Origin of the sequence: Fodinibius saliphilus (genome assembly GCF_005869845.1) — a bacterium.
Lineage (GTDB): Bacteria > Bacteroidota > Rhodothermia > Balneolales > Balneolaceae > Fodinibius > Fodinibius saliphilus.
Window position 1 is genome coordinate 233,641 of record NZ_VAWF01000004.1, and the last position, 25,944, is coordinate 259,584.

The 25,944-nt window shown below is 37.7% G+C and carries 25 protein-coding genes; 15 read left to right on the forward strand and 10 right to left on the reverse strand.

Annotated features, from left to right (window positions below):
• Window positions 1–57: 57 nt before the first annotated feature.
• Complete coding sequence (locus FCN14_RS13925) at window positions 58–288, reverse strand: lipopolysaccharide assembly protein LapA domain-containing protein (protein ID WP_138431901.1); 231 nt, start codon at window positions 286–288, stop codon at window positions 58–60.
• 333 nt (window positions 289–621) lie between these two features.
• Here FCN14_RS13925 and FCN14_RS13930 point away from each other — a divergent pair, with 333 nt between their 5' ends.
• From FCN14_RS13930 to FCN14_RS13960, 7 genes are all read left to right on the forward strand, one after another.
• A complete protein-coding gene (locus tag FCN14_RS13930; RefSeq protein ID WP_138431902.1) occupies window positions 622–834 on the forward strand; it encodes a cold-shock protein in 213 nt (70 codons plus the stop codon).
• Between the two features lie 806 nt (window positions 835–1,640).
• The gene (locus tag FCN14_RS13935; RefSeq protein ID WP_138431903.1) at window positions 1,641–3,566 is read left to right on the forward strand and encodes an AAA family ATPase; all 1,926 of its coding nucleotides are present in this window, start codon (window positions 1,641–1,643) and stop codon (window positions 3,564–3,566) included.
• Between the two features lie 170 nt (window positions 3,567–3,736).
• A complete protein-coding gene (locus tag FCN14_RS13940) occupies window positions 3,737–4,585 on the forward strand; it encodes a hypothetical protein (RefSeq protein WP_138431904.1) in 849 nt (282 codons plus the stop codon).
• A 173-nt stretch (window positions 4,586–4,758) separates the two neighbouring features.
• Window positions 4,759–5,619 carry a hypothetical protein gene (locus FCN14_RS13945; protein WP_138431905.1) on the forward strand — a complete coding sequence of 287 codons (861 nt, stop codon included), beginning with the start codon at window positions 4,759–4,761 and terminating at the stop codon, window positions 5,617–5,619.
• 621 nt (window positions 5,620–6,240) lie between these two features.
• Window positions 6,241–7,809 (forward strand): ATP-binding protein, encoded by a 1,569-nt coding sequence (locus FCN14_RS13950; RefSeq protein WP_138431906.1) that lies wholly within the window; start codon window positions 6,241–6,243, stop codon window positions 7,807–7,809.
• Window positions 7,810–7,987: 178 nt separating this feature from the next.
• Window positions 7,988–8,746 (forward strand): hypothetical protein, encoded by a 759-nt coding sequence (locus FCN14_RS13955; protein ID WP_138431907.1) that lies wholly within the window; start codon window positions 7,988–7,990, stop codon window positions 8,744–8,746.
• 147 nt (window positions 8,747–8,893) lie between these two features.
• Window positions 8,894–9,583, forward strand: coding sequence for a hypothetical protein (locus FCN14_RS13960; protein ID WP_138431908.1), 690 nt, complete (start codon window positions 8,894–8,896; stop codon window positions 9,581–9,583).
• A 27-nt stretch (window positions 9,584–9,610) separates the two neighbouring features.
• Here FCN14_RS13960 and FCN14_RS13965 read toward each other — a convergent pair whose 3' ends face one another.
• Window positions 9,611–10,066, reverse strand: coding sequence for a YccF domain-containing protein (locus FCN14_RS13965; protein ID WP_138431909.1), 456 nt, complete (start codon window positions 10,064–10,066; stop codon window positions 9,611–9,613).
• A gap of 141 nt (window positions 10,067–10,207) precedes the next feature.
• On the opposite strand from FCN14_RS13965, the gene FCN14_RS13970 reads away from it, so the two are divergent.
• A complete protein-coding gene (locus tag FCN14_RS13970; RefSeq protein WP_138431910.1) occupies window positions 10,208–10,858 on the forward strand; it encodes a LexA family protein in 651 nt (216 codons plus the stop codon).
• On the opposite strand, the gene FCN14_RS13975 is transcribed toward FCN14_RS13970, so the two are convergent.
• Both FCN14_RS13975 and FCN14_RS13980 read right to left on the reverse strand, forming a co-directional pair.
• Window positions 10,855–11,166: a hypothetical protein gene (locus FCN14_RS13975; protein WP_138431911.1), complete on the reverse strand. Its 312-nt coding sequence runs from the start codon at window positions 11,164–11,166 to the stop codon at window positions 10,855–10,857. The two genes, FCN14_RS13970 and FCN14_RS13975, sit on opposite strands and share 4 nt — an antisense overlap.
• Window positions 11,153–11,848, reverse strand: a complete 696-nt coding sequence (locus FCN14_RS13980; RefSeq protein WP_138431912.1) for an SOS response-associated peptidase — start codon at window positions 11,846–11,848, stop codon at window positions 11,153–11,155. Before FCN14_RS13980 ends, FCN14_RS13975 begins: the two co-directional genes overlap by 14 nt.
• Window positions 11,849–11,938: 90 nt before the next feature.
• On the opposite strand from FCN14_RS13980, the gene FCN14_RS13985 reads away from it, so the two are divergent.
• The 5 genes from FCN14_RS13985 (at window position 11,939) to FCN14_RS14005 (ending at window position 15,941) form a co-directional block, all read left to right on the forward strand.
• Entirely contained in the window at window positions 11,939–13,297 is a 1,359-nt protein-coding gene (locus FCN14_RS13985) for a Y-family DNA polymerase (protein ID WP_138431913.1), read from the forward strand.
• An 82-nt stretch (window positions 13,298–13,379) separates the two neighbouring features.
• Window positions 13,380–13,580 (forward strand): hypothetical protein, encoded by a 201-nt coding sequence (locus FCN14_RS13990; protein WP_138431914.1) that lies wholly within the window; start codon window positions 13,380–13,382, stop codon window positions 13,578–13,580.
• Window positions 13,581–13,664: 84 nt separating this feature from the next.
• The gene (locus FCN14_RS13995; RefSeq protein WP_138431915.1) at window positions 13,665–14,627 is read left to right on the forward strand and encodes a hypothetical protein; all 963 of its coding nucleotides are present in this window, start codon (window positions 13,665–13,667) and stop codon (window positions 14,625–14,627) included.
• A 5-nt stretch (window positions 14,628–14,632) separates the two neighbouring features.
• Entirely contained in the window at window positions 14,633–15,319 is a 687-nt protein-coding gene (locus FCN14_RS14000) for a 5' nucleotidase, NT5C type (protein ID WP_212747653.1), read from the forward strand.
• A 10-nt stretch (window positions 15,320–15,329) separates the two neighbouring features.
• Window positions 15,330–15,941: a hypothetical protein gene (locus tag FCN14_RS14005; RefSeq protein ID WP_138431916.1), complete on the forward strand. Its 612-nt coding sequence runs from the start codon at window positions 15,330–15,332 to the stop codon at window positions 15,939–15,941.
• Window positions 15,942–15,986: 45 nt separating this feature from the next.
• Here the strand turns inward: FCN14_RS14005 and FCN14_RS14010 are convergent, their stop codons facing one another.
• Window positions 15,987–16,211, reverse strand: coding sequence for a hypothetical protein (locus FCN14_RS14010; protein WP_138431917.1), 225 nt, complete (start codon window positions 16,209–16,211; stop codon window positions 15,987–15,989).
• A gap of 147 nt (window positions 16,212–16,358) precedes the next feature.
• Between FCN14_RS14010 and FCN14_RS14015 the strand changes: the two genes are divergently transcribed.
• Complete coding sequence (locus tag FCN14_RS14015; protein WP_138431918.1) at window positions 16,359–18,287, forward strand: DUF2779 domain-containing protein; 1,929 nt, start codon at window positions 16,359–16,361, stop codon at window positions 18,285–18,287.
• 22 nt (window positions 18,288–18,309) lie between these two features.
• Complete coding sequence (locus FCN14_RS14020) at window positions 18,310–19,017, forward strand: hypothetical protein (RefSeq protein ID WP_138431919.1); 708 nt, start codon at window positions 18,310–18,312, stop codon at window positions 19,015–19,017.
• A gap of 4 nt (window positions 19,018–19,021) precedes the next feature.
• On the opposite strand, the gene FCN14_RS14025 is transcribed toward FCN14_RS14020, so the two are convergent.
• Genes FCN14_RS14025 through FCN14_RS14045 form a run of 5 tightly spaced genes read right to left on the reverse strand, consistent with a single transcriptional unit; the run spans window position 19,022 to window position 25,924 of the window.
• Window positions 19,022–21,463 (reverse strand): AAA family ATPase, encoded by a 2,442-nt coding sequence (locus FCN14_RS14025; RefSeq protein ID WP_138431920.1) that lies wholly within the window; start codon window positions 21,461–21,463, stop codon window positions 19,022–19,024.
• Entirely contained in the window at window positions 21,460–22,563 is a 1,104-nt protein-coding gene (locus FCN14_RS14030; RefSeq protein WP_138431921.1) for a metallophosphoesterase family protein, read from the reverse strand. Before FCN14_RS14030 ends, FCN14_RS14025 begins: the two co-directional genes overlap by 4 nt.
• Before the next feature lie 2 nt (window positions 22,564–22,565).
• On the reverse strand, window positions 22,566–22,796 hold the full coding sequence (locus FCN14_RS16135) for a KTSC domain-containing protein (RefSeq protein WP_350354175.1): 231 nt from the start codon (window positions 22,794–22,796) through the stop codon (window positions 22,566–22,568).
• Window positions 22,783–24,711 carry an ATP-binding protein gene (locus FCN14_RS14040; RefSeq protein ID WP_138431923.1) on the reverse strand — a complete coding sequence of 643 codons (1,929 nt, stop codon included), beginning with the start codon at window positions 24,709–24,711 and terminating at the stop codon, window positions 22,783–22,785. The genes FCN14_RS16135 and FCN14_RS14040 overlap by 14 nt, the downstream gene beginning before the upstream one ends.
• The gene (locus FCN14_RS14045) at window positions 24,686–25,924 is read right to left on the reverse strand and encodes an SIR2 family NAD-dependent protein deacylase (RefSeq protein WP_138431924.1); all 1,239 of its coding nucleotides are present in this window, start codon (window positions 25,922–25,924) and stop codon (window positions 24,686–24,688) included. Before FCN14_RS14045 ends, FCN14_RS14040 begins: the two co-directional genes overlap by 26 nt.
• Between the last annotated feature and the right edge of the window lie 20 nt (window positions 25,925–25,944).

Sequence of the window (25,944 nt, forward strand, 5' to 3'; positions counted from 1 at the left end):
TAAAATTACCCGCCCTTATATAACCGTGTTAAACCCACTTAATTCAAATAATCTCGATTAATTCTTTCGTTGCTCTTCAGTAGATCGTATAACCTTGTTTTTTAACAAAAATCCCAAAACCAGTCCAGATACAAAACCTAATGCTCCGGTCAGGAAAAGTAGCACGACCAGTGACATTTCGGTGGTAAAGCCAAGGAAGTGTGCCTGAACGGAAGCGGTATTTTGTACCACAAGCAGGATCAGGATCAGAATCAAGATCAGGGCAATTGACAACTTTAATTTTTTCATAGTTTACGTCCCGTTTAGAACCCAAATTGTATGCTATCTACCAACTTATTACACAATTTAGAGAAATAAGATGGGATGTTCGAAACAATAACGAAATTAAAATCTAAGAAAATAATTGACTTAAAAATCTCCCCAATGGAAATTTATATCTAAACATAGTTGTCTCAAACATTTTTGACTCCATTTTTAAAGTATAATAGGTATACAGGGTTATTACTGTTACCTTGTAGCATTAAACTTAATTACTCACCTGCTGAGCAACCTGTACTGAAACGATGCGTTAATCCAACTCCTTTCACAAGAGACCCTCCGGGTGCATAAAACAAAATAACTATGTTACAACAAGGCAAAATAAAATTTTTCGATTCCCAAAAAGGATTTGGATTCATTAACCCTGATGAAGGCAACAAAGATATCTTTGTTCACAAAAACAATGTCGAAAACCTTGGCTTTGATGATGGTTTTGAAGACGGTGAAGCTGTGGAATTTGATGTCGAAGAAACACCTAAAGGCTTAAGTGCAATTAACGTCCGAAGCCTAGCTTAAAACAGTTCAACTTCTACAAATTAATTTAAAGCCCCGGTTTTTACCGGGGCTTTTTCTACCTTCCATTCCTTTGGTAATTCTAAAAAATTAGCCAATTACGAGACGATTTAATAGATCCTTAATTAAATTTCTGCATCTTCACCCACTTTAGTGAAATCTCTCATCAAGCAATTCGTTTAAATTCATGATAGATACCACTATCGGTCAGTACATATTTTTAGTTCCTCTCTACTACGATACTGCCGTTTTGTTGGGTAACAAATGTAAAGGTTCTTATCCAGGAATTTTCGGGAAAGCGTTTCCCACAATTCCCTTTCGGTACTACATATAGTACTACATGAAATCCCAAAATCGCTGCCCATTTCGCGCACAGGAATATCTCACATAGATTACGGATCAGGAGGCTAGGGGTTCGAATCCTCTCAGGCGTACTCTTACCTAAACCTTTGAATAGCAATAACTTACAGCTATTCAAAGGTTTTTTATTTTACAACTTCCCCTCCTCTCTTTTCGATTTGGGTCACATTTGGGTCACAGAATAAAAGATACTATCGACCAAATCATACTGATATTTTTTTTATGTGTATGTTTTATATATACCCGATAACCCACTCATGATATACATAAAAGGACTTTTTTCTGTCTCAGAACCGACCTTTAAACCTTTTGCAATATTATGCATACAATGATTTTCAACGAAACCACATATATAAGCCTAGGTTAGTGGGCTTACGCTTTTCATTTATTCTATCAATAGTGTATAATTACATCAAAATATTTTTCGGGTAATCAAATCAATAGAGAATATGAAGTTACAGAATATTGAAATTCACAAATATAAATCAATTGAGAATACACAAAATTTTGAACTAGATCCTGATGTTACAATTTTGGTTGGAATGAACGAATCAGGCAAAACAGCCATCCTAGAAACAATTGCCAAAACAAATTATTTTGAGCCTGATGAAAAGTTTGAATTCAGCAAAACACATGATTATCCACGAAGAGAGAAAAAGAAAATAGACAAAAGTGGTATAGATCCAGCCGCAATAACTTGTACTTATAAATGTGAAGATGACTTAATTAATGAAATCGAGGAAGATTTAGGTAAACAAGTTATTGATGACTTTACTTTCAAAATTACAACAAAGTATAGTGGGAACAATACTTGGAGAATTGGCCATATAAACCATGGGAACTTTATTAAATATCAAACTGAGAAACTCGGCATTTATAGCAAAGCATTAGCCGACAAGTTAAAAGAGATTCAAAGTGTAGAGGAAATCGATTCTGTTATATCTCAATATAAGGATGAGAATATTGTTGATGGTCTCAATGAGTTAAAAAAATATTTTAAAAATGAATGGAATTGGGACTCAGGCCCTATTTGGGAATATATTTCTAGGACATATATTAAACCCAATCTCCCAAAGTTTCTATATTATGATGAGTACTATTCGCTCCCATCCCGAATAAGTATCGAAGAATTACAACAAAATAATATTGAGGAAGAAGAGCTTAAAACTGCAAAAGCATTATTTGAGCTTGCCGATATTAATATCGATGATTTAATTAATTCTGATGACTTTGAAGACTACAAAGCAGAGTTAGAAGCCACACAAGCTATAATTTCTGACGAGCTTTTTAATTATTGGTCTACAAACCGAAACTTAGATATTGAATTTGATTTAGATAAAGTTGAGGATACAGATGATCAAAATAATAAAAGAATTGTTGAGCACATTTTAGACGTCAGAGTTAAAAACTATCGGTCTAGAGTTTCTTTACCTTTAAAAAACAGAAGCAAGGGATTTAATTGGTTCTTTTCATTTTTAGTATGGTTTAAAAAAATACAAGAAGATTCTGATTCCGAATACATTTTACTTTTAGATGAGCCTGGCTTAAATCTACATGCTGCAGCTCAGAAAGACTTATTAGATTTTATAGAAGATTTAACTTCAAATTATCAAATTGTTTATACGACCCACTCTCCTTTTATGATTCCTGATGGTGGGTTGGATAGGGTTAGAACTGTTTTAGAAACTCAAGAAGGATCAGTCATATCTGATAGTGTAAAAGAAAAAGATCCTGACACCCTTTTTCCCTTACAAGCAGCTTTAGGATATGATATTGCTCAAAACCTCTTCATTTCCAAAAATAACCTTCTTGTCGAAGGGGTTTCTGATCTAATTTACCTACAAACAATATCTTCAATCTTAGAAGAATCAGGCAGGGAACATTTACTGAAAGAAGTTACCGTAGTGCCAACTGGCGGACTTCAAAAAGTTGCTACTTTTATTTCTTTATTACGAGGTAATAACCTTAATACCGTATGCTTCCTTGATACTTTTAAAAATTCAAGCGGCAAAGCTAAAATGAATACTTTAATCAAAAACAAATTAATTGATTCAAAGAAAATATTATTTGCTGATAAATTTTTAGATGACCATAAGCAAGCAGATATCGAAGATTTATTTGATAAACAAGATTATCTCAAAATATTTAACGGGGCATTTTCTGAAAAAGATGACATCAGTCTCGATGATTTAAACAGTGATATTAAACCTATTATCATACAGATAAATCAATTTTTGAACGTAGATAGATTTAACCATTATCGACCAGCAAATTACTTAGCTAAACAGGGTGCAGATAATTCATATTTTAACGATGGCACTTTAGATAAATTTGAGGAAGTATTTAAAGAGCTAAATAGTCATTTCGATAAATAGCCAGCCCACTAACCGTGCATTAAGTGGGACGTGCCTCGCCGTTGGTTACCGGTTTCAATTTTATCCGTTTCAATAGTACTTTTTAAACAAATTCAACGCTACTTTGCACGCCCCTTATGCGCAATGTCGTTAGGCAAACCCGAATAGCAATCTAAAGCACCTTTCCAAAATTGAAAGAACCAAAAAGGCTCACCCCCAAAAAAGACACGCTAAGAGAATTATATCTTAAATCAGGAAATCAATGTGCCTATCCAAACTGTACAAATGTAATAATAGATGAAGATGGGGATTTTCTAGGAGAAGTATGTCACATTAAAGCTGCTATGCCCGGTGGTGAAAGATTTGATCCTAATCAGACAAATGATGAAAGAAGGAGTTTTGACAACCTAATGCTTATGTGTCCAATACATCACACCAAAACTAATAATGTAGAAGAATTTCCAGTGCATAGGCTTAAAAAAATAAAAGCAAAGCACGAAGCTAATCATTTAGAAGAAGACTTAGACGAAAATTTTGATAGTGAAGAACTTTTATCACTCGCTGATATAGTTGACCAAATTGATAAAGACTCTAATTACGAAAAAAAGCTTGAGAAATATCTATGGTCCTCTGAAGCTATAAATGACTTTTTAGCCGAAGTAGAAAAATTGAAAGGCTTATTTAAAGAAACAATTGAAAAGATTAATAAATCGTCTCAGAACATTAGTTTAAGGCATGAATCGATAATTAATGATGGATTCAGAGTAATTTATAAAGGCAATGAATTAGCTTTTATATATAAAGCAGCTGATCTTAGAGTTACTCCAAAGTCTTCTATCACTTTCAAAATTTTCAGAAATAGACATGATGATTATTACTCTGAAGAACATCCACGCCCTGTATTGATAGAAACTAATGAATTTAAATTCTCAAAAGACAGAAATGACAATTTCATCTGGAAATCAAAGAACGATAAATCAAGGAACTCAAAAAAACTTACTGATTACATCCTAAAACATTTCATCCAATTTTTTCAGTAAGTCTAAGTTTGCCTAACCAGCGCATTAAGCGGACATGCCTCGCCCCCGAGTCCTTGGGGCCCTCCTTGGTTTTAAGTCTCTTCTTCCGTTAGTTACTAATTCAACATTCATTCGCGTGTAGCTTATGCGAAATGTCGTTAGCGGTACAAATCATTAATTAATCAAACTTATCAATGGAGTTAGCAAACTTAGAGAAAATAAGTCTTAAAAATCATCCAAATCTAAATGAGACGTGGCTCCAAGAAAAAATTGCCGATGATCCTCAAATTTTAGGATTGGGAGATTTAGTACTCTTAGATCGAGAGCGGCAACAAAAAAGTGGCAGACTTGATTTACTTCTTACGAACGTTGATACAAATTCACGTTATGAAGTAGAAATACAACTCGGTACAACAGATGAATCTCATATTATTCGCTGTATTGAATATTGGGATATTGAGAAGAGAAGATATCCCCACTACGATCATTGTGCGGTTTTAATAGCAGAAGATATTACTAGCAGATTTCTAAATGTTCTTAGCTTATTCAATGGTCATATTCCGATGATGATTCTTCAGCTCAATGCCTTAAAAATTGATGACCGTATTGCACTCAATTTTGTCAAAGTAATGGACCGTTTTGAATTAAGAAAAGATGATGAAAGTGAAGTCAATCTTACGGAGACAAACCGTGAATATTGGAATGATAGAGCAAATCCTAAAACAGTTAAAATAGCTGATAAAATTCTCGATATAATCAATGAAAAAGCTAAACCAACTCAATATCTAAATTATAACAAATATTACATTGGCCTATCAGACGGAGTAAAATCAAGGAATTTTATCCATTTTAAGCCCAAAAAACAATTTACACATATTTTATTTGAGATAGATCAAAAAGAGGATTGGGCTCAAAAGCTTGAAGACTCTGATATGTCTGCAGAAAAACACGACAAATGGTTAAAAGTTACATTAACACCTGGACAGGTTGACAAAAATTTAGATTTATTGGAACCTCTTATTTTTCAGTCCGTCGAAATTTATAACAATAATTAAGTTGTACCGCTAACGCGCGCATTAAGCGGACGTGCCTCGCCCTACCCTGCCGGTTTTGGTTTACTCAATTTCTGTAGTACATTTTGTTTTTAAATCAACGTTTGCCTGCACGAAGCTTATGCGCAATGTCGTTAGGTGTACCAAAATAAATTCCAAATGGTTAGTTCTGACAAAATTTATCAGGAGAGTAAAAAACAGTTTTCATTTCTCAAATCTGATTTTGGATTCAAAATTACAACTGACAAAAATGAGAATATGTTTGTTCTCCTTAACTACACGAGAGGTAAAAACAACTATCTCCATAAATTTTGATCGCCGGGATAATTACTTATCGGTGGAAGCAACGATTTTAAGAGTACCAGATAAAGAATACATTCACAGATTCGAAGACATTAACCATTTTCCAAATGAAATAATGAGAAGTGCCAATAAGGTTAAGTCAATGTGCAGTAGATTTTTAGAATAAATGCTGCACCTAACCCTCATTAACTCGGACAGGCCTCGCCATCCCCTTGCCTCCCTTCTATTTATTAGTTAATCTTTCATTTTAAAACTAATTCAACATCCTGGCGCCTGCCGGTTATGCGCCATATCGTTAGGTAAACATCTTCAGGAGACAATATGGATTTCAAAATTCAATTAAAGTTTAGAAACAGTAGTTCAGTTTATTTATCTGATGCTAAAAAGCATGCTAAGAAATTCGATGATTTTAAAGAGGCTGATTCAAACAAAAAAATAAACTCACTAACTGTTTCACAAGAAGCATTACGGCGGAAAAGCTCTTCCTTTCTAAAGGTTTGGGAAATTGTGAAATCTTGGAAAGGGACTGAAATCTTATTGAACGATGATCCCATCGACCAAAAAGAATTAAATTCCATAACCGATGTCATAAATTGTAATTCTGAATACCATAAAGCCGTAATTCAAGAAGATCATTGTAAAATTCGAGATGATATAGAAGGATGGGGATGTAAATTTTTAAATAGTATAGCACGACACTCACCGAATAGATATTATTGGAGAAATAGTAATCACAATTGGTATGACTTTGGCCATTTCGAGGAAGAATATAAATGGAAGGTTGATAAACAGAAGATTAAAGAAGTATTAAAACGAGAAGCACGTCTCAAAAATTTAAATTTATGTTCTGTATTCAATTTAGAAACAGTGTTTGAACATGTCGATACTTTACCCGACGAAATCAATGTTGAAGAATCAGAAAGCTGGGAAATTAAATATGAGGAAAGTATTGATGGGAATACATTGGAGAAAAAACCTAATGGTATTAAACCCCACCCAAACAATGGTAGCAGTAGTTCGTCATTAAGCATTTCTTTCGGTGCCCAAAAAGAAGAAGAGGAAAAAGATGAATCCACTGTAAACAATAGGCATATTCCAGATGTCGAATATGACGATATTGGTGGAATTGATGGTATTCTACAAAAAATCAGGGAGGCGATTGAAATACCTTTTTTAAAACCTGAATTGATAAAGCATTTAGGAATACAACCCCATAAAGGAATTCTACTTGCAGGCCCACCCGGTACTGGAAAAACACTAATCGCAAAAGCAATTGCTAATCAAGTAAATGCACATTTCATTTCAATAAAAGGACCAGAACTGCTTAGTAAATGGCATGGCCAGTCTGAGGAAAATTTAAGAAAGGTATTTGAAGAAGCTAGAATAAATTCCCCTTCAATTATCTTTTTTGACGAAATAGACTCAATAGCACAGGAAAGATCAAATGAAGAATCATTAAGGTTTGACTCAAGGTTTGTAAATCAGCTTTTGACTTTAATGGACGGTCTTGAAGAGTTTGAAGATGTAAGAATTATTGCAACAACAAATAGAATTGAATTATTAGATAAGGCATTACTTAGGCCTGGTAGATTTGATTATAAAATCGAGGTAACAAAACCTGACTTAAAAGGTTGTCTTGAAATTTTAAAGATACACACCAAAGATATGCCGATTGATTCAAATTTTAATCTTGAACTGTTCAGTGCAAAATTGTTGGGTTTAACCGGTGCTGAAATTGCCTACATTACCCGTGAGAGTGCTTATAATTGTTTAAGACGTTCAATCAATGGTTTAGAGCCTAGATCAATTAACGAAATTAATGAGGAGCATCTTTCTAATTTCAATATTAGTCGAAATGACTTTGAAAAAGCCTTAAAAAGCCTCAAATAACTTGTCCCAAGTATGTTTACCTAACCCGCGCATTAACGCGGACGCACCTCGCCTATTCTCTGCTGCTCTTGGTTTTAAGACTCGTCTTTCGTTAGTTGCTAATTCAGCATCAATCCGTGCGCAGGTTATGCGCAATGTCGTTAGGTTTCTTCCTTTAACTTAAAATAAGATTTCAGCTATGACAGGAATCTGTGGACTTTGTAAAGAAGAAAAAAAGCTTTGTCATTCACACATCATACCTGAGTTTTTTTATAAAAATATCTACGATCATTACGGTCGGTTTTATGAAATATCCACAGATGAAGATTCTAGAGTAAATTTTGAGCAAAAAGGTGCTAGAGAATATTTATTCTGTGAAGATTGTGAACAACACTTGAATACAAACGAAACATACGTCAATCAATTTTTCTTTGGTCGTACAGAAATTGATATGACGATCTATGATGAATATGCTGTGGTTGAAAATGCTGATTACAAAAAATTTAAGCTTTTGCAGCTTTCAATTCTTTGGCGGGCAAGCATAACAAGTCACTCATTTTTTAGAGATGTAGACTTAGGAGAAGAAGTCGAAAAGCAATTGCGGGAAATGATATTAGAGGAAGAACCCGGTGATCCTAGTTTCTTTGGATGTAACATCAACATGATCAAACTCCCAAAAGGCTTAGACGCTAATTTCTTTACCTCTCCTGATATCTTTGAAAAAGATGACAAGCTGGCTTATCGATTTGTATTCAGCAATATGGTTTGGATATTTTTTGATCCGGAATCGAAAATTGATGAATCAATAGAACAAACGTTCATAAAACCTGATGGGCAAATAATAATTAACCAGATGGAATTTCAGCAACTTCCTTTTTTAACAGAGTTCGTAAAAGAGTTAAAAGAAGCTGGAAAACTTGAAGAAGTAGCCAAATTCACTAAAAAAGAAGAAACCTAACCCGCGCATTAAGGGGACGCACCTCGCCTAGCCTTGCTCATTTTTGGCTTTTTAGCTTCTCGTTCATTATTTATCAACTCAACATTCATTCGCGTGTAGCTTATGCGTAACCCCAGCAGGCATATCAAATTTACACTTTCCTGAATAATGAGCAATAAAACGAAACCACGGTTTGTAATATTTCACAACGAAAAAGAGCTAATTGATGTAAAGAAAGATATTTATATACTACATCGACATCTTGAGCTTGTTCAAGATCAGTTAGAAAACGAGCTTAATAAGATAAAAAAAATAAAAAAGGAATTACCTAAAAAGAGAGAAGTTAAAAAATTAGAAAAAATTAGCCGTGCTTTAGATGAAAACCTTATAAAAGAACATGAGACATGGCTTAAAAATGGGGTTCCTCAAATTGTCATAAATCCTTTTATTGTTTCAGCTTGGTCTCTTTATGAAAGTGTTATTAAAGATTTTGCATCTATACTGCAAAAGTCTAAGAACATCGAAAAAAGCATAGAAAATGCTGATGGAAGATACTTTTTAAAAAAAGCCGAAAACTATTTTAATAAAACACTAAAGCATCCACTGCATCTAACTAAGGAGCGTAATTCCGAGTTACGACTTCTTAATGACATTCGAAATTCAATTGTCCATCATTACGGCAAAGTTTCTGCGCTTAGACCTAAGCTCAAGACTCAAATCCAAAACAATAAAATTGAAGGAATTAGAAGTATAAAAGAAAATGGGAAACTAGTTCTAAGCCTAAAATTTGCTGAACGTGGTTTTGAAGTTGTTAGAAATCATATTTTAACCCTATTAAACAAATATCAAAAAATTTAGTTATGCCTAACCCTCGCATTAAATAATCTAATTACTATACTCTTCTACAACTCGTTCAGCATTCTTTTTTCGGGCCTGCTCTGCAACCTCTTTATCAACTACCTCTTTACCAATGGGAGATAATGAAATACGAGCAAGTTTGCCATGCTGTATGCCAAAAGGAATACCAATAATTGTAATAAAGCTTATAATAGCTGCAAAGACATGACTGAGAGCAAGCCAAAAACCACCGAATATGAACCAGAGCACATTTCCAAATGTGCCCCAACCACCAGTACCAACATCTTTCTTCCCTGTTAATATTTCTCGGTTTACAGCCTCTTTACCAAATGGGAAAAATGAAAGAGTTCCTATGGCAAAACAAGCCTTACCCCACGGAATCCCCACAATGGAAATAAACATTATGACCCCTGCCAACCACCATAAAAGACCGGCTATAAAACCGCCAAATATAAACCAAAGTACATTACCTAATGCTTTCATATCTCTTGTCTGTAGTATTTATAAGTTTGGAGTTAAATAGTAAATATTGATGAACTTCTAAAATCCTATCACTTTCAATACAGATAATTTTTATTTGTTTTGGTACCACCTTACCTTATGTGTGAAAACACATAAATAACTATGTCAAAACTAACCAACAAACAACAGCAGTTTTACGATACGCTGATCTCCTATATCCGTAAGTACTTTCGCTGGCCAACGTATAAGGAACTTGCCGATCGGCTTGGATTTAGCTCAGAAAACAGCGTTACACAGTATTATGATGCACTGGTAAGCAAGCAATTTCTTAAAAAGGATAGTCAGGGTAATTATACCTTTACCAATCCTGCTGATGTTTGGATCCATGAAAATGGTCACAGGCAACCAACATCGATTCCAATTGTAGGAGAGATTACGGCCGGAAGCATGCAGGAAGCTATTGAGGCGGATTTAGGAGAGGTTACCATTGGCGATTTCTTTCCCAATGCTTCGAACGTATTTGCACTCCGCGTGAAAGGTGATAGCATGAAAGACTTGGGTATATCTACGGGGGATAAGGTCATCCTATCTAAGACAGATCTGCGAGATGGTGATGTCGGAGCTGTGTTGTATGACGGTAACACCACACTTAAGCGAGCCCACATACGAACCACCGGGATTCGACTTGAGCCTGCTAATCCCGCTTATGATGACATCATCATAAAACCTGGTGAATTTGAAGAAGTTACGGTTTTAGGCAAATATTTGGGACACATTACTGATGAAGGATTAGTCAAATCTCCCTTTCGTTAATCCAAGAGCATTCCTGCTTCTTCATAGACCAAATACCAACCTACTTTTTTCGTGTCAAAGACAATATCTAAGTAGCGATCATCTTTGGTTTGTAAGGTAATATGAATCTGTTTATGGCCGTGGCCGACCGGCTCTTCATGGCATTTGCGAATCTTTTGCACGCGATGGACCTGTCCATTTTGGCGCTTGATGCGTATTGGTTGCAAGCGTTTTGTAATGCCGTTTTGTTTATCAGCAAAGGAGGCCACTGTTGTAATGACGATCAGTGGCTCGGGCTCTTTTTCGCTATGTTGGTTACTGCCACTCATCAACCTCTTCAATTAGCTCAGGACCATTATTTCTGGTGGAGTTCACTTTCTGTGAAACTGGAAAGCGGTGAATTGCTTCATCCGGATAGGGCTCAAAGATCCCTCCGTCATAATAGGCCTTGGTGTTGTGATTGTTCGGATCCAACCAAAAGTCAAAGTCTTCTTTGGTCAAGATTACCGGCATGCGGTGTTTGTCATGGATCTGACCAACCGTATCATTACTATCGGTCGTGATAATGGTATAGGAAGGGATTTTCCTAGTCCCATTGGGAGATTCCCACTCGTAATATAGTCCGGCCAGTGGCATAATAGGTTTGTCTTTCATCTGAAAACCATAGGGATATTTTTCACCCCCAGACTTCTTCCACTCATAGAACCCAGAAACCGGAACAATGCACCGATATTTTTTAAACGGTTCTTTGTAGGCCGCTGTCTCCGTTAGCTTCTCGGCCCGTGCGTTAAAATAGGGATACTTAGGCTTTCCTTCCTTTTCATAGAAGGGAATAAGGCCCCAACGAAACCCTTCGATAGAACGGGTCCCATTTCGTTGCAGCACAATTGGGTTTTGCGTGGTCGGTGCCACGTTAAAGTTCGGCAGTATCTCATCAATATCGAACGGAACTTCGAACATATCCTTGCAGGCCTCCTGAAATTTAATATCTCTCCAATATCGTCCGCACATAACACTCCTGTTTGATTATTGTTGGCGACTTCGTAATATATGTGTAAACACACATATATAATATAGCTTCTTTTTTGTGGTGCTGTCAATATGAATATCCCTGATTTTAATCGCTTCCCTGAACTCACCGATCCCGGTCGCTACCAACTAAATAAGAACGTCCACAATATTACGCGATACCAAACCATTGCTGCCGACATGCAGCATCCGGGGAACTCTCCTCGCCTATATGTGCATGTAGATATGAACGCCTTTTACGCACAGGTCGAGCAACTGTGTTATAACTTGTACGGAATGCCGGTGGTGGTAGGCGGATGGCGCAAGCCGGACGGAACGGTCAAAGGGATTGTGGCTACGAGTTCTTACGAAGCCAGGGCATGGGGCGTAAAAACCGGCATGAGTGCTTTGGAGGCCTACAAGCTTTGTCCACATGTGATATTCAAGCAAGTGGACTACGAGAAGTACCACGCCTTCAGCAAACGTATTAAGGGCGTGCTGGATAGCTTTTCTCCGGACGTAGAGGCTTACAGTATGGACGAGTATTTCCTGGATATTACGTGGAAGCTTGAAGAATCCTATGAGCAACTGGTAGAATTCGCCTGGGCGATGAAGGAAGCCATCTATGAAGAAACGAATCTCCGATGCAGTGTAGGGATATCGACCTCCAAGACCTACTCAAAGCTGGCCTCAGACTTGGAGAAACCGGACGGACTTACGGTACTGACAGAGGAGGAAGAAATTAAAGACAAGATCTGGCCCCTACCTGTTGATGAAGTATGGGGCATCGGCAGCCGTCGGTATGCTAAGATCAAAGGTCGAGGCATTACAACCATTGGTGAGGCTATTGACCGTGGATATCCCCTATTCCAAAAGCTGTTTGGCAAGTACTTTGGCAAAATGCTCTGGGAGACCGTAGCTGGGAAAGACCGGGCCATAGTTAGTGATGATACGGAATATATCCCCGAACGGGTTTCCTACGGCCATACCTTTTCGACGTGGACCGATGCCCCGTGGAAGGTAGCTGGAGAATTTGCCAAGGCAACCAAGCAGGTTTGTTACCGCCTGCGAGGATACGGCAAGAAGTCGGACAAGTATTTTGGAAACGTACGATTTCAAGGGCAAGAGAAAGAAGGATTCTCGTTTACCTTTCGGGCTCCGGGTTTAACTAATTTAGATGGGTATGTACTCCGCAATTGCCTGCAGAAAGTCCTGCCGATGCTATTCTACTGCAAAGACCAGGGAAAGCGATTTCGGGCAATCATGCTTGGAACGACTGAGTTAAATATGACCACACAAGCGGAACTGTTTTTCCAGGAGAATCCAAAGGTCCAGCGGATGTACCAGGCTATGGATTATATCAATAACCGGTTTGGGTTAGATACTATTGATCACGGCATTAGCCAATTTGATGTGAAAGGGAATACGCACTTTAAGGAGCGATCGATGTAATATAGAAATTGGGTGACAACATGGTGTCAGAAGTATTTGTTATTTAATAGTAGTAACAAAAAAGCCAATAAAACAGAATTAGATGATTAAGCTCCATGGAGAGTTCAAAAGGCAAAAGGTAGCAACTATTTCTATTCTGGAAGGCCCGGATAAAGGTTGGTCAGGTGAAGCAATTATTTTTAAGAACCAAAGAGAAACGATAATAGCAAAAGCCAACAACCAACAGAAACAATTTCCTAGTGGTCAGTATTATTATGCTAAACCTACCTTTATCCTACAATAATTAGCTAAGATTTATTTTTTACATTATTTGGCTAATATAAAACCGATTAAAAATTATATACATAATCATAAATTATATTGATTAGTGGACGCAATTAATCAGCTAGTAGATCTTTTTGACAGTAAAGATGAATTTGTTAAAGCCTTTGTTGAAAGCACTTTATTTTTTCCTCCCGATAAAGTTAAAGAACGTAATGATGAGCTAAAAAAACTACATGAAAATGATCAACGGTTTCACATACGCTACTCCCCGTCTTTTAAAGACCATTGGCCAGTTAAAAATAAACGGGAAGCCATCGACTATACGAAAGAAGAGACTGTTTCATTAAAAGGATTACCTGATTACAAAATCCGAATAGATAATGATGGTAATTATAAAGTCAGATATGTTATAAAAGATAAAGTAGGTCACAAAGTAAGCTGGGGGAAGAATAGTACTATTAAAAATTACACCATATCGCACGTATGGGGATATGCTCATCATCCCCTTTTCTTCTCCTCCCTTTGGAATATTGTCTTAGTTCCTACCTTCTTCAATTTTATATTGGATAAATCAGATGATGTGCATCCCGTTGTCGGAGAAGTTAAAAATACAATCAAACAAAAATGTATTGAGCTTTATGATCCCTATAAATCTTTTCTGACCAACTTCCCAATTGATGGCGAATTTAAAAAGGATTTTAATCTAAGCTCAATAAATGACTCTAAATATGATATCAGCTTTGTGGAAAGCAAAGGCAGTAGCAAAGAGCATATAGTAATTACAAACTCAGAGGAAAAGAGAATTAAAGAACTCTTGGGTAGGATGGGAAACAAGTTTTTTATCGAATATTTCGAGCCTTATGCCAATGAAAAAGATCTTAAGAGTGAGTTCACCTTTGATGATTATACTGTCAACTCTTATAACACCAGGCTCAGTACCCTTAGAACTATATTCAAAGAAGATCTCGAAATTAAAGCCTTAAAACTTATTTCTGAAAAAGAGAATTCAAGATTAAGTCCCGAGACACTCAAAAAAGCATCTGAACTATTTATGGAATACAAATAACAATTATGTTCACTAAAAAAATAGTCTATATCGATATGGACAATGTTCTGGTCAATTTCAAATCAGGCATTGACCAGCTATCTCAAGAGGAACTACAGGAATATGAGGACCGATATGATGAGGTTCCGGGGATCTTCAAGCTGATGGAACCCAACGATGGGGCCATTGAGACCTTCCAATGGATATCCAAATATTTTGACACCTACATCCTTTCTACAGCTCCTTGGGAAAACCATTCTGCTTGGTCCGACAAACTTAACTGGGTAAAAAAATATCTGGGTGAACCAGCCTATAAACGGCTGATCCTAAGCCATCATAAAAATCTCTTGTCAGGCGACTATCTCATTGATGACCGAACTAAAAGAGGAGTTAAAGATTTCAGTGGTAAACATATCCATTTCGGGACGGATGAGTTCCGTCACTGGACCGATGTAAAACTCTTCCTCAAATATGACGCCCTCGATATCGATATGGAGGATCCAGAAACATGGGGAGCAACACTCCTTAAAAATAGCTATAAATTATACAAGGCTTCGGAAGAATGGGAGCTTGAAGACCCGATATCATTTGATGAGTTTCAAATCAAACTACAACACGAAGAATCATTTCGAAAAACCAACCTCCCCTCTATTGAAATGCTTGACCCTGATTATGATCCATATTCAATAAAACCACATTATTCAGAATCATAAAAAGAAGATTATGAATACTGTCCCTTCCCTGAATAGCAAAACATATAAAACCCTTTGTAATAAAACTGACGTTACAGATATAGATGCCTGGTACGATAAAACTTATCCCCTATTTCAAAAGGGCAAATTTAAACTCGCGAATCATGAAGACTTTCTCATCTTGGTTTCTTTGGCTTATTCCTGGATGCCAACAGTGCCAGTATATCATGACAGTGGTGACTGGGAAGAGGCATCACAATATCTAAAACATTTACCAGAACAGGAAGCACTCCGGAAATTCATGGAATTAGTCGTCCCCATGATTAATAATTCTATCGTTGGAGTTTCCAAAGCATTGCACTTTGCATATCCAAATGACATTTCTATCATCGACAGTAATGTAGTGAAAGGTTGGCGAAAACTATTTTATAAAACTGAAACTGAGGGGTATAAAGACCCAGCCATTTCACCTCTACCAATTAATTTTGGAAGTTTCAATGGTAGAAAAAGCACTATGAGTCGACATATTGACTATTATTTGAGGTATTGTAATAACTTAAATGAGTGGACTAAAAATTTAGATAATGACGTTACACCACGAGATATTGAAACAAGATTATACCTATTAGGAAAAGAGCTGTGATATATATTATCCAGATGAAATATGACTTTTATCCCCTTTTAGCTATTACCACCATTCGTTTTCATCAATAAAATCATATTTCTTTAACCGTTCTTTAAAAGCCTCACGATGTTCTTTGTTTTTCTTTCTATTATACTCTTTCATCTCTTGAAGTGAAAAAAGATGAAAACCCTCGGGCAGCTCCCCCCTGTCCATCAATTCCTTCAATGTGGCAGTAGGAATTTGCTCTTTCAACTTTTTTGTCTCTTCTCTCCTTTTTTTACTTGACATAAGCTGGCTCTTTAAGTTGGCATTCAGTTTTAAAATATGAATTAGACTGACACCATGCTGTCATATCAGTTTGTTTCTATGAATTAGCCTCTGTTTATTATTTCAGAGTGCTTAACATATTGATCATTTATCCAATGCTACTTCGTTATGTCCCATTACCTCACAAAGTCTAAATTCGTCCGAGCCCTCGACTGTCCCACAAAACTATACTATGCACAGCACGATGAATATAAAAGCACTTTAGAAGATAACGATTTCATGCAGGCGCTTGCCGAAGGCGGCTTACAGGTCGGTGAACTGGCCAAACTCTATTTTCCGGGCGGACATGATATCCCCATGATGCAAGAGAAGTCTAAGTCACTCAGCGAAACCAAGGCTTTACTGCAACAAAATGATGTCACCATTTACGAGGCAGCCATGCAGCACAAAAACTGTTTTGTATTGGTGGACGTCCTCCAAAAGAAAGGGAATCGGCTGGATCTGATTGAGGTAAAATCAAAGTCTTGGGAACCAGACGAAAGTTTTACTTACAAAAATAAGGATGATATTTATAGCGACTGGCAGGAGTATCTATTTGACGTAGCATTCCAAACATGGGTAGCACGTCGGGCTTATCCGAATTTTCAAATTGAGCCTTATCTGATGCTTATCGATAAAACCCAAAAAGCTACGGTGGATGGCCTGCATCAATACTTTAAAATAATGGAAGAAAACGGACGCAGTGAAGTCAAAGTTAAAGACGGGGTAAATAAAGATGATCTTGGCGCTCAAATCTTACGAAAAGTGCATGTTGGTGAATACGTAGAACAAATATTAGAAGGCAACGGACGAGAACCGGAGCACGAACTGGAGGCCGCCGGATTTGACCATTGGATATCGACGCTAAGCGAATATCTAAAGGCTGATCAAAAGTATCCGATAACCACCGGAAACAAGTGCAAAAGCTGTGAATATCGTATCACTCCCGATAAATTATCTGGCAATGAAAAGAGCGGCTTTGCCGAATGTTGGAAACAAGACCTGCAGTGGAGGGATGATGATTTAGCCAAACCGCATGTCTTTGATATTTGGAACGACCGACGGACGGAAAAATATCTTGACCAAGGTGTCTACCACATGGAAGAACTTATCCCCGGAATGTTGCGAGCTAATCCCGACAAACTCTATAAGCAGACCGAGTGGGATTACGGGCAGCGTCAGACCGTACAGATTATGAAAGCCACCGGTCATCATTCCCAAGAGGAAGCAGTTCTGGCCGGACTTTTTCAAGAGATGGATAGCTGGAACTTTCCCCTTCACTTTATTGACTTTGAGGCCGTAACCCCTGCTATTCCCTTTCACAAAGGACAAAAGCCCTACAAGAAAACGCCTTTCCAGTTTTCCTGTCACACTATTTATGAAGACGGCACATTAGAACACACCGCAGAGTGGATTGAAGATACGCCCGGTAAATTTCCATGCTTTGATTTTGTTAGGGAGCTAAAGAAATGCCTGGAAGGTGATGATGGCAGCGTATTCATGTACCACCACTTTGAAAACACGGTGCTCAATGATGTCATCGATCTGCTGGAAGAACGTCAGCCGGATGATGCCAGCGAGCTTATTGAATGGATTAAAACTATCACAAAGGGTGGTCCGCGCGAGATGATCGATCAACAGCGAATGGTGGTGAAGTATTATTACTCTCCATATATGGGCAGCTCTAACAGCATCAAAGATGTGTTGCCGGCAGTACTTAATGAAAGCCCGAGACTTAAAGAAATATATTCCCAACCATACAACGGGCTTAGCATCAAAGACAAAGTGCTCTATCAAACAGACGAGAATTCCGGTAAAGTGCTAAGTCCTTATAAGCTGCTGGATCCTATTGGTTTCGACATCCCCGACTATGAAACTGCTGAAGAAACCATTGCCGAAGGCGGTACGGCCATGATGGCGTGGAGCCGTATGCAGTTTGATGATGTATCTCCCGAAGAACGGGAAGCTACTTTTAAAGCACTGCTGAAATACTGCGAGCTAGATACTTTGGCGATGGTGATGATTCATCAGCACTGGGTGTGGTTAAAGAATAGTTAATTGTCATTCTTAATCTATAGTTATGTATTGGCCGAAAAAAATCGTCGATTTATTTCCAACAGTCATAAACAGCTTTCGAGAAAAAGAATTAGCCTATCTAAGTCTTACATCTAAACCGGAAAGACCTATACAAGACCGATATGCTTTACTACTAAATAAAAAGATTGATGACAAAGTTTTTATAAAAGAATATAAGCGCCGGGACCTTGTGGTATTTCATGACAACGGAAGACTTGCTTCAAAACCGAATAAAGAGGTTGATCATGTTATTGAATTTAAGGCAGGATCCGCTTCCAGTTTTAGTAAAAAGATACAAGGCGAAGAATATTATAGTAAAGCAAATGAATTTATTGGAAGAGTCGTAAAGGACATTGCCAACAGAAAAAGAGAAGGATCTTCATATGCAGATACCCTAAATCTAGGAATAAAAGATTTGACAGGTGTATTTATAGGCGTAGAGGTTTTAGATGAAATTCCAGAAAAATTTACAGAATTATTTCAATACTCTTCCAGACATAACAGACATCTATCCCATGAGGAAAAACCTGATTTGGAAAAACGCATGATCGAGCGGTTCACTGAATATACTGGAGAGCATTCAGTAAAAGCATTTAACACAGTACTTCATCGTGTTGAAGAGGTAGGATCTTTTGAAAATATTAGAGTGAAAATTCACTTGATTGCTGTTCAAGGGAATTCAAATTTCCCTTTTCAAGAATTAGCTGATTAGTAGATTAAATTGTTTGTAATGCTACTCTATTTGTATCAAGCTCCTCTGCGTGATCTGGATGGCAAGTCATTACAATTGTTTGGTACTGCCCTGAAAACTCATTGATAGCCTTTACTACTTTTTCCCTGCGCTCAGGATCGATATCGACCATCGGATCATCAAGAATTGCAAACCCATTACCATCGGAGAGAAATTTCTCACATAGGGCAAATCGCCACGCAAGGGCTACCGTATCTTTGGTTCCATGGGAAAGCAGGTTGTAGGTGAGGGAGGTAGCTTCCTGTGTCTTAAAGGCAGTAGGCATATCACTGTCCATATCTACGGTAGAAAAACGGTCGCCGACCATCAGATCCAGCCATTTGACAAAGCTGGTTTCAAGGCCCTTGTAAGTGTCGCTGTCCATTGACTCGATCAGTTTCAGCGATTTCTCGCGCACCCGGGCCAGTGTTTCAGCTCGACTATTAATGAGTTCAAATTCAGCTTCTGCTTCTTGGCGTAGTTTCTGTAATTCTTCCGATGAGGTGTCCGGAGTTTCTGCTTCCAACTGCGTGCGTTCCTGCTTCTTTTCAAAAATCTGATCCTTTAACTGCTGGATATCTTTGTCCAGTTGGCTAACCTCTTCAATAAATTCTTCGGAGGATTCATAACCCTCGGGCAGAGAGGGAAGATCATCGAGATCACTTTTCAGAACCTTGAGTAACTTCGAGGTTTCAGCTAATTGAAGAATCAAATCATCGGAAGAGCCATATTTTTCAGTCCATTCTTCAATCTTAGTCTCCGCTTCTTCTGCTTCCTTTTTTAGTTGGTTTAATGTTGTCTTCGTTTCAACGATATCCTCTGTAATCTCCTCGGAGCTGCGCACCTTGGACAAATCACCATAGGCCTCCAACTCTTCTTTAAGGTCTTCCAGTTCGTGATCGCCCAGCTCTTTCTTGTAAGCTTTTTTAGCTTGCGCCAGATCATTCTCCTTTTTTTGATAAAGTCCGGCATAAGACTCTGCCTCCTGAACGGATCCGACCTCAAGATCATCTAAATAACCGGAAATCTCTTCTTTCTTCGCCTGAAGGGTTTCAATCGTATCCTCAAGATCTCCCTCTCCCGAAAATACTTTTACCATAAGCCCGTCTGTTTTCAGAGTAAATCCGCCAGAAGCGGTTTGATCGAGCGTTTCACCACTATCTGCAGCAATTTCTTTTTCATCCTGACCAGCCTCACTATAACGCAACGTTTGATCTGAATTGCTTTCAATACGAACGGTAAGTTTAGCTGCCTCTATCTTCGTTTGTAGTTGACGTATATCCGACTGAAGCTCTCGTAGTTTTTGGAGGTCTTCCTGAGTTACTTTCTGCGCCTCTTCAAGTTCATCCTTCGCTTCTTCTACCTGTGAGGTAAGCTCTTCAATTTTAGCAATTCGTTGTTTTAGCTGTTCGGCCTTCTGCTTGCTTTGTGCCTTTTGTTGCTCTTGCTGAAGCTCCTCCAAGTTTTTCCGGTGTGCATCAAGCTTGGGCTCCAGGTTCTCCATCTTATCTTCAAAAACAGGCCATTTTTTGCTTATATGTAGGAGCCGTTGCTTTTTCTCTTTAGCTGATTCGAATTTTTGCTCTTTTAGTTGCCTTTCCTGTATGCCCTTTTTCAATGGCCTACGCTCTTCAAACTTTTCCTTTTTTTCTTCCTGCTTTGCTATTAGAATACTCAATGCCTCATTCAACGAATCCAGATCGTCTTCAAAACGCTTAGCCTCCTCTAAATCTAACCGGAGCTGTTCTTTTTTATAATAGGCCTCAACAACTTTGCCAGTACCTACTTTGTAAGGATTCTTGATACCCCGATTGTTTTCAGGATACTGCTGTTGACGATTCCAACGCTTAAAGTAATTTTTATATTTCTGTTCGAGTAATTCCTTAAAGCGATCTACAGATACTCCGCCCGTCTCCATTAAATTTCTACGAAGTACATTGCCAAGCTCTTTACGAACTTTGTCTTTTTGCCTCATGTCTTGCATCGTCTGATGTAGTTCGGACTGATTGGCAAGCATGATAGTTCGCATAGTAGCTGGAGAGACAGGAAACAATGATTCAATCTGATCCTGTACCTTCTTCTCATCGGTTATTTCGGAACCATCTGGTAATTTCAGAGAAGCACTACCATTCCGGTTTCCTTTCTTCCAGATCTTCTGAATTCGAATAATATTATTATCGGAATTCTCCAATTCCAGACCTACCCGAATAACATCACCGCCCACGGCCGGGAAATAGCTTCCCATGATGTCTTCCACTTTGGTCTGTGTAAGTGATGTAGTAGTCAGTAGGCCATGCATTACAGCCTGAAATACTGTAGACTTCCCTGCTTCGTTTGGACCCAGTAGAACATTTAGACCATCATCAAATTCAAACACATCATCTTCAATGCCGGCAAATGGATGGAGATATACTTTTGATAACTTCATTGCTGTACCTCTTTTATCAATTCGTATGCCATCTGCAACTCCTCTTCTTCCTCATCTTCTGAAAAAGAAGACAATAACTGTTCGGGAAATGAGCCCTTAGAAAATTCTTTCTTTATTTGTTCGGAAGTAACTTTTCGGCGGACTTCGTTATCTTCCAATCGAAGCTCTAATACGGATTCACGAATTTGTGACCTGCTTTCCTGCCAAGATTCAAATACTTCCTCTTCCAACTTTCCAGATACCTTTAACTCAACAACAGCTTGCTGCCAAGCATTTTCGCTAAACTCTTCTACCAGATCTTGAACGTCTTTGGTAGATGAAATATGCTCATCTTTCTGAATAAAGCGATAGGTACCCGTGCTGACTATTTCAGTTTTGATTTCTTTATCTTCTCTGACAGTATGCAGAAAAGCCCGTCCTTCGTGATTACAAGAAAATCCGTCGGGTTCAGGCGTACCTGGATTAAAGACCATATCCCGCTTGTCAGGCTTCTCCGGCCAGGTAATATGCGTGTGCCCCATCAGCCAGAGATCGACACCGGACTGCTCCAATTCATGAATGGACATAGGAAAGTATCGCTGATCGAAATCGGGTGATACCCCTTCTATACTGCCATGGGCAACTCCAATGTGAAGGGCGTCCTCGTCTTTTTCTATCTCATTAACCCACCCGATGGCATGATCAGCCGAATGCTTGGCATGGCAGGGAGCGGGATATATCACAACTTCCGGTTCAAAGACCGAAAGAGTTAGCAGCTCTTTCTTATCCAACACTAAAACATGCTCTTCAGCTTCTTTTTTAAAACGATCCCAAAGCTGACTATCGGCCGTGATATAGTCATGGTTGCCGGGCAGGACCAATACTACTTCTCCTGCAAATTGATTGATCGCCCGAACAGCTTTCTGAATATCTCCGACCTTCATTGAGGTACGATCAAACAGATCACCGGCAATGACAAAAATATCGGTCTCTAATTCATTCGCTTTATCAATTGTCTTCTGAAGTGTTTCATACCGTGCTTCAGAAAGTTTGTCTTGCGCCTCTGGTAAGTTTCGGAAAGTACGGCCAAGATGGAGGTCTGCTATGTGGAATATTTTCATTCCTATACCCGCGAATAACGATAATTTCCTTTTATGTTGTAATGCAAGAACTGCCCTTTTGACTCTGCAGTCTTAAATTGTTCCCAGATATGTTCTGGAACATCAAAGTATTGATATACCCTTCTATTTTGGAATTCTACTTCTAAGGTTGAACTAGATGATTCATAGCCTATCTTATAAATATTAGATGATTCAAAATTTTGAAAATATTCCATTGATTTATTCCTCTTCATTTTGATTCCAGTCCTGTGGCAATTTTGGATCTTTTTGTCGCCAAACTAACATGAATTCTTCATAGTTTGGATCATCTTCCATAGGAATACCCCAACCACCTGGATTCATAGACTCCTCTGGTCCAAGTGGATCTGAAACTACCGGATCTTGACTATCTGGCCTATGCCCAACTGGTGGTGCTTGGATCCGTGTTCTCATAGGTAACTTAACCGATTCGCCTAATACTATTGCTTCTCCTGTTCTTAACACTGGAAGCATATTTGTTAATCCTTCTAGATTATCTGTAATCGCACCTGAAATATGTGAGCGGTCAGTACTATTTGATAAACGTTGAGCGATAAATGTGCCGCATTGGGATAATATTGTAGGATCTATCTCAGAAGGTCTTTGACTAACAATCATTGCTCCTATTCCATACTTCCTACCTTCTTTCACAATTCGTTGAACAATATCAGATGCAGGACCTATAGATTCATTATTTAGATATGAGTGAGCCTCCTCCATTACTACTAACAAAGGCCGTTCTTTCCCTCCTTGTGATAAATTTCTAGCCCAAAACAAGCCGTCGTAAAGTATTCTTAGTAAGATACCGATTATGTCATTCATAATCGGTATTGGAACACCTGACAGATCTAAAACTGTAACTGGATTTTCTGATCCAATCCAATTTTTAAAAAGCTCAGATAAATCCTTACTAGTATTACCTTCGATATCTGGGGCCCAATCTCCAGGATCAAATAAAAAGTCATATCGAGGATCACGTAACTTTGTTGCCAAGCTATCAAGTTGTCTAGATATATTTAAATTTTGAGCACTTAGATAAATTTGTCCCCGAACCTGATTTTTATACTTTGGCGGAATTACACTTTCGGCATCACCTTCTTCTTTAGGTTCTCCAGTATCTTCATCTACTTTTAAAGCTTCAGTAGTTTTAGCTGGATCAAAATCCTCTGTAATATCGCAAAACTCTTGCCCCGTTCCGGGCTCAGTATGGGTTGATTTAATAAGTCTATGTAGATATAACCAAAGTCTCCTTATACTAAAAGGTACTGGAGTATCAACTGTTAGGTTTTGGGAACTTACTCCAGCATAATTGTTTTTTTTGTGAGATTTTAGTTTAAGAGCAGTAATATATTCTAATATCTTTCCCTTATCCTCTTCCTTAACTTTACCAAATGCTATATTTATTAATTCTTCAAAACTCATAGCCCAAAACGGAATATGGAGGGGTTTTTCATTATCTTTCCTATCATCTGGATTAACCTTATAAATATCTGCTTTATCTTTTAAAGCATTTCCATATTCTCCATGAATATCTAGAACAATGATACGGGCAGATGGAAACTTGTTCTCATTAGAAAGTGATCTTAAAATACTTGAAACAGTTGTTGATTTTCCCGATCCAGTTGTGCCAACAATAGCTGAATGCCTTGTAACAAGTTTATTTATATTAATCAAAGCATCAATAGATTCAGAACCAGCAATGTTGCCAATTCTAACTAAATGACTTTGTTTTCGTTTCTCTCCATAAATATTTGCTAAACTTTCTTCGGATACTAAGTGTACTTCGTCTTCAATTGTAGGGTACTGCGATATTCCTCGTTGGAAATGCCCTTTTTGAAAACCTTCCCCAATTAACTGGACCTTTAACCATCTCTTTCCATAAGGTTCTTCCTCAGCAACATTTTCTGGTACAGCACTAGCACCTACTTGTGATACAATCCCAAAAAGATCAATGTAACCAATTGGTATTCTAACAAAGCTACCTATTTGTCCAATTCTGTAACCTTGTCCATCTACAAAAGTCAACCCAGATAAAAAAGAATCTTTTAATACAACACTAACAGTAGTTCCTGTTACATCCTGAACTGTACCAAGTAAAGTCGAATTATTCTTCCTTCTTTTCTCCTTCATTATCAGAACTGTTTTGATTTGAACTTAACTCCCCCAAAAATTCACCAAACTTAGAAAAATCTCCTAGCTTCATATAGTAAGATTCAATTTCATCATCTTCTTCTTTTCTAACGACTCGAGCAGGTATATCCTGTAGTTTCTCATCATCGTTTATATGCCAACAACCTTGTTGTCTACCAATAATGGCTTCATCAAAAGCCATTAAACTTAGATTAGGTGTTCGTTGGGCACACTTCCTTGCATCTTCATATCTCTCACTACTTAATTCCTCATATAAAAACGCAAATACCATCGAAGTTGGGTTACTTTGCAGTCCCTGAACAATAATATCATTGATGTGATCATCACTAAAGGAATATCCACATATACAAAGAATAGCGCCCTGTTTATTAAAAAAATCCTTCAACCTATCTAACATAGCTAGGTAAGGCATTTTCCTACTTTGGTTATATTTTAAGTGAGAAGGATAAATAAGATGATTATCATCTTCATCTATGTCTGTACTGCGGATAACCTCTCCATCTTGATTAAGTTTCCAATTAATTGATCCGTGTATTTTCCAAAGTCGACTCCATCTTGCATTTAGCAAACTCTCTTCTTCGACAGTTCTAATATCAAAAAAAGCTTTTCTACTCCCTATAAATCCATCAAAATACGGACACGAAGATTCTTCTAAAGCCTGTTCGATAAGAAGATCATAATTAGTAGTAAATAGATGTACAGCTTTGTCTCTTGGTATTGATCTCATCCATACAGCAAGGTTATGGTATGGCGAATCTTTTGTAGGTAACTCTTTAAAAACATATTCGGAAATCAGACTACAAATATCTGAATCTAAAGCTTCAAGATCCTCTAGCTCAAAGCTGCGTACTTTACCAGTACCAACTACCTGCTTTAACGCTCTTATCTGACTTAATATATCCTCAATGTTTGGGTTTTCAATTCCATCTTTTTTAATCTGAGAGATTAACTTATCGTATGCATTAGGATTTTCTTTCTCTCCACTTGAGAGTTGACTAGTAACTTTTTTTGTAAGACCAGCAACATCTGGAATTAGTGGATCTGATTTAAATTCTCCTGTCTCCTCATCTTCCTCAATATTTACTCTGATTGATAGTGGACATCCCGCACCAATAAATACTCCAAGCGCTTTTTTGTTTTGAGATAAAGCTTCTTGAATATAAGCTACTTGTCTAAATGCATCATGCTTCATGACACTAATAATTTTGTAAA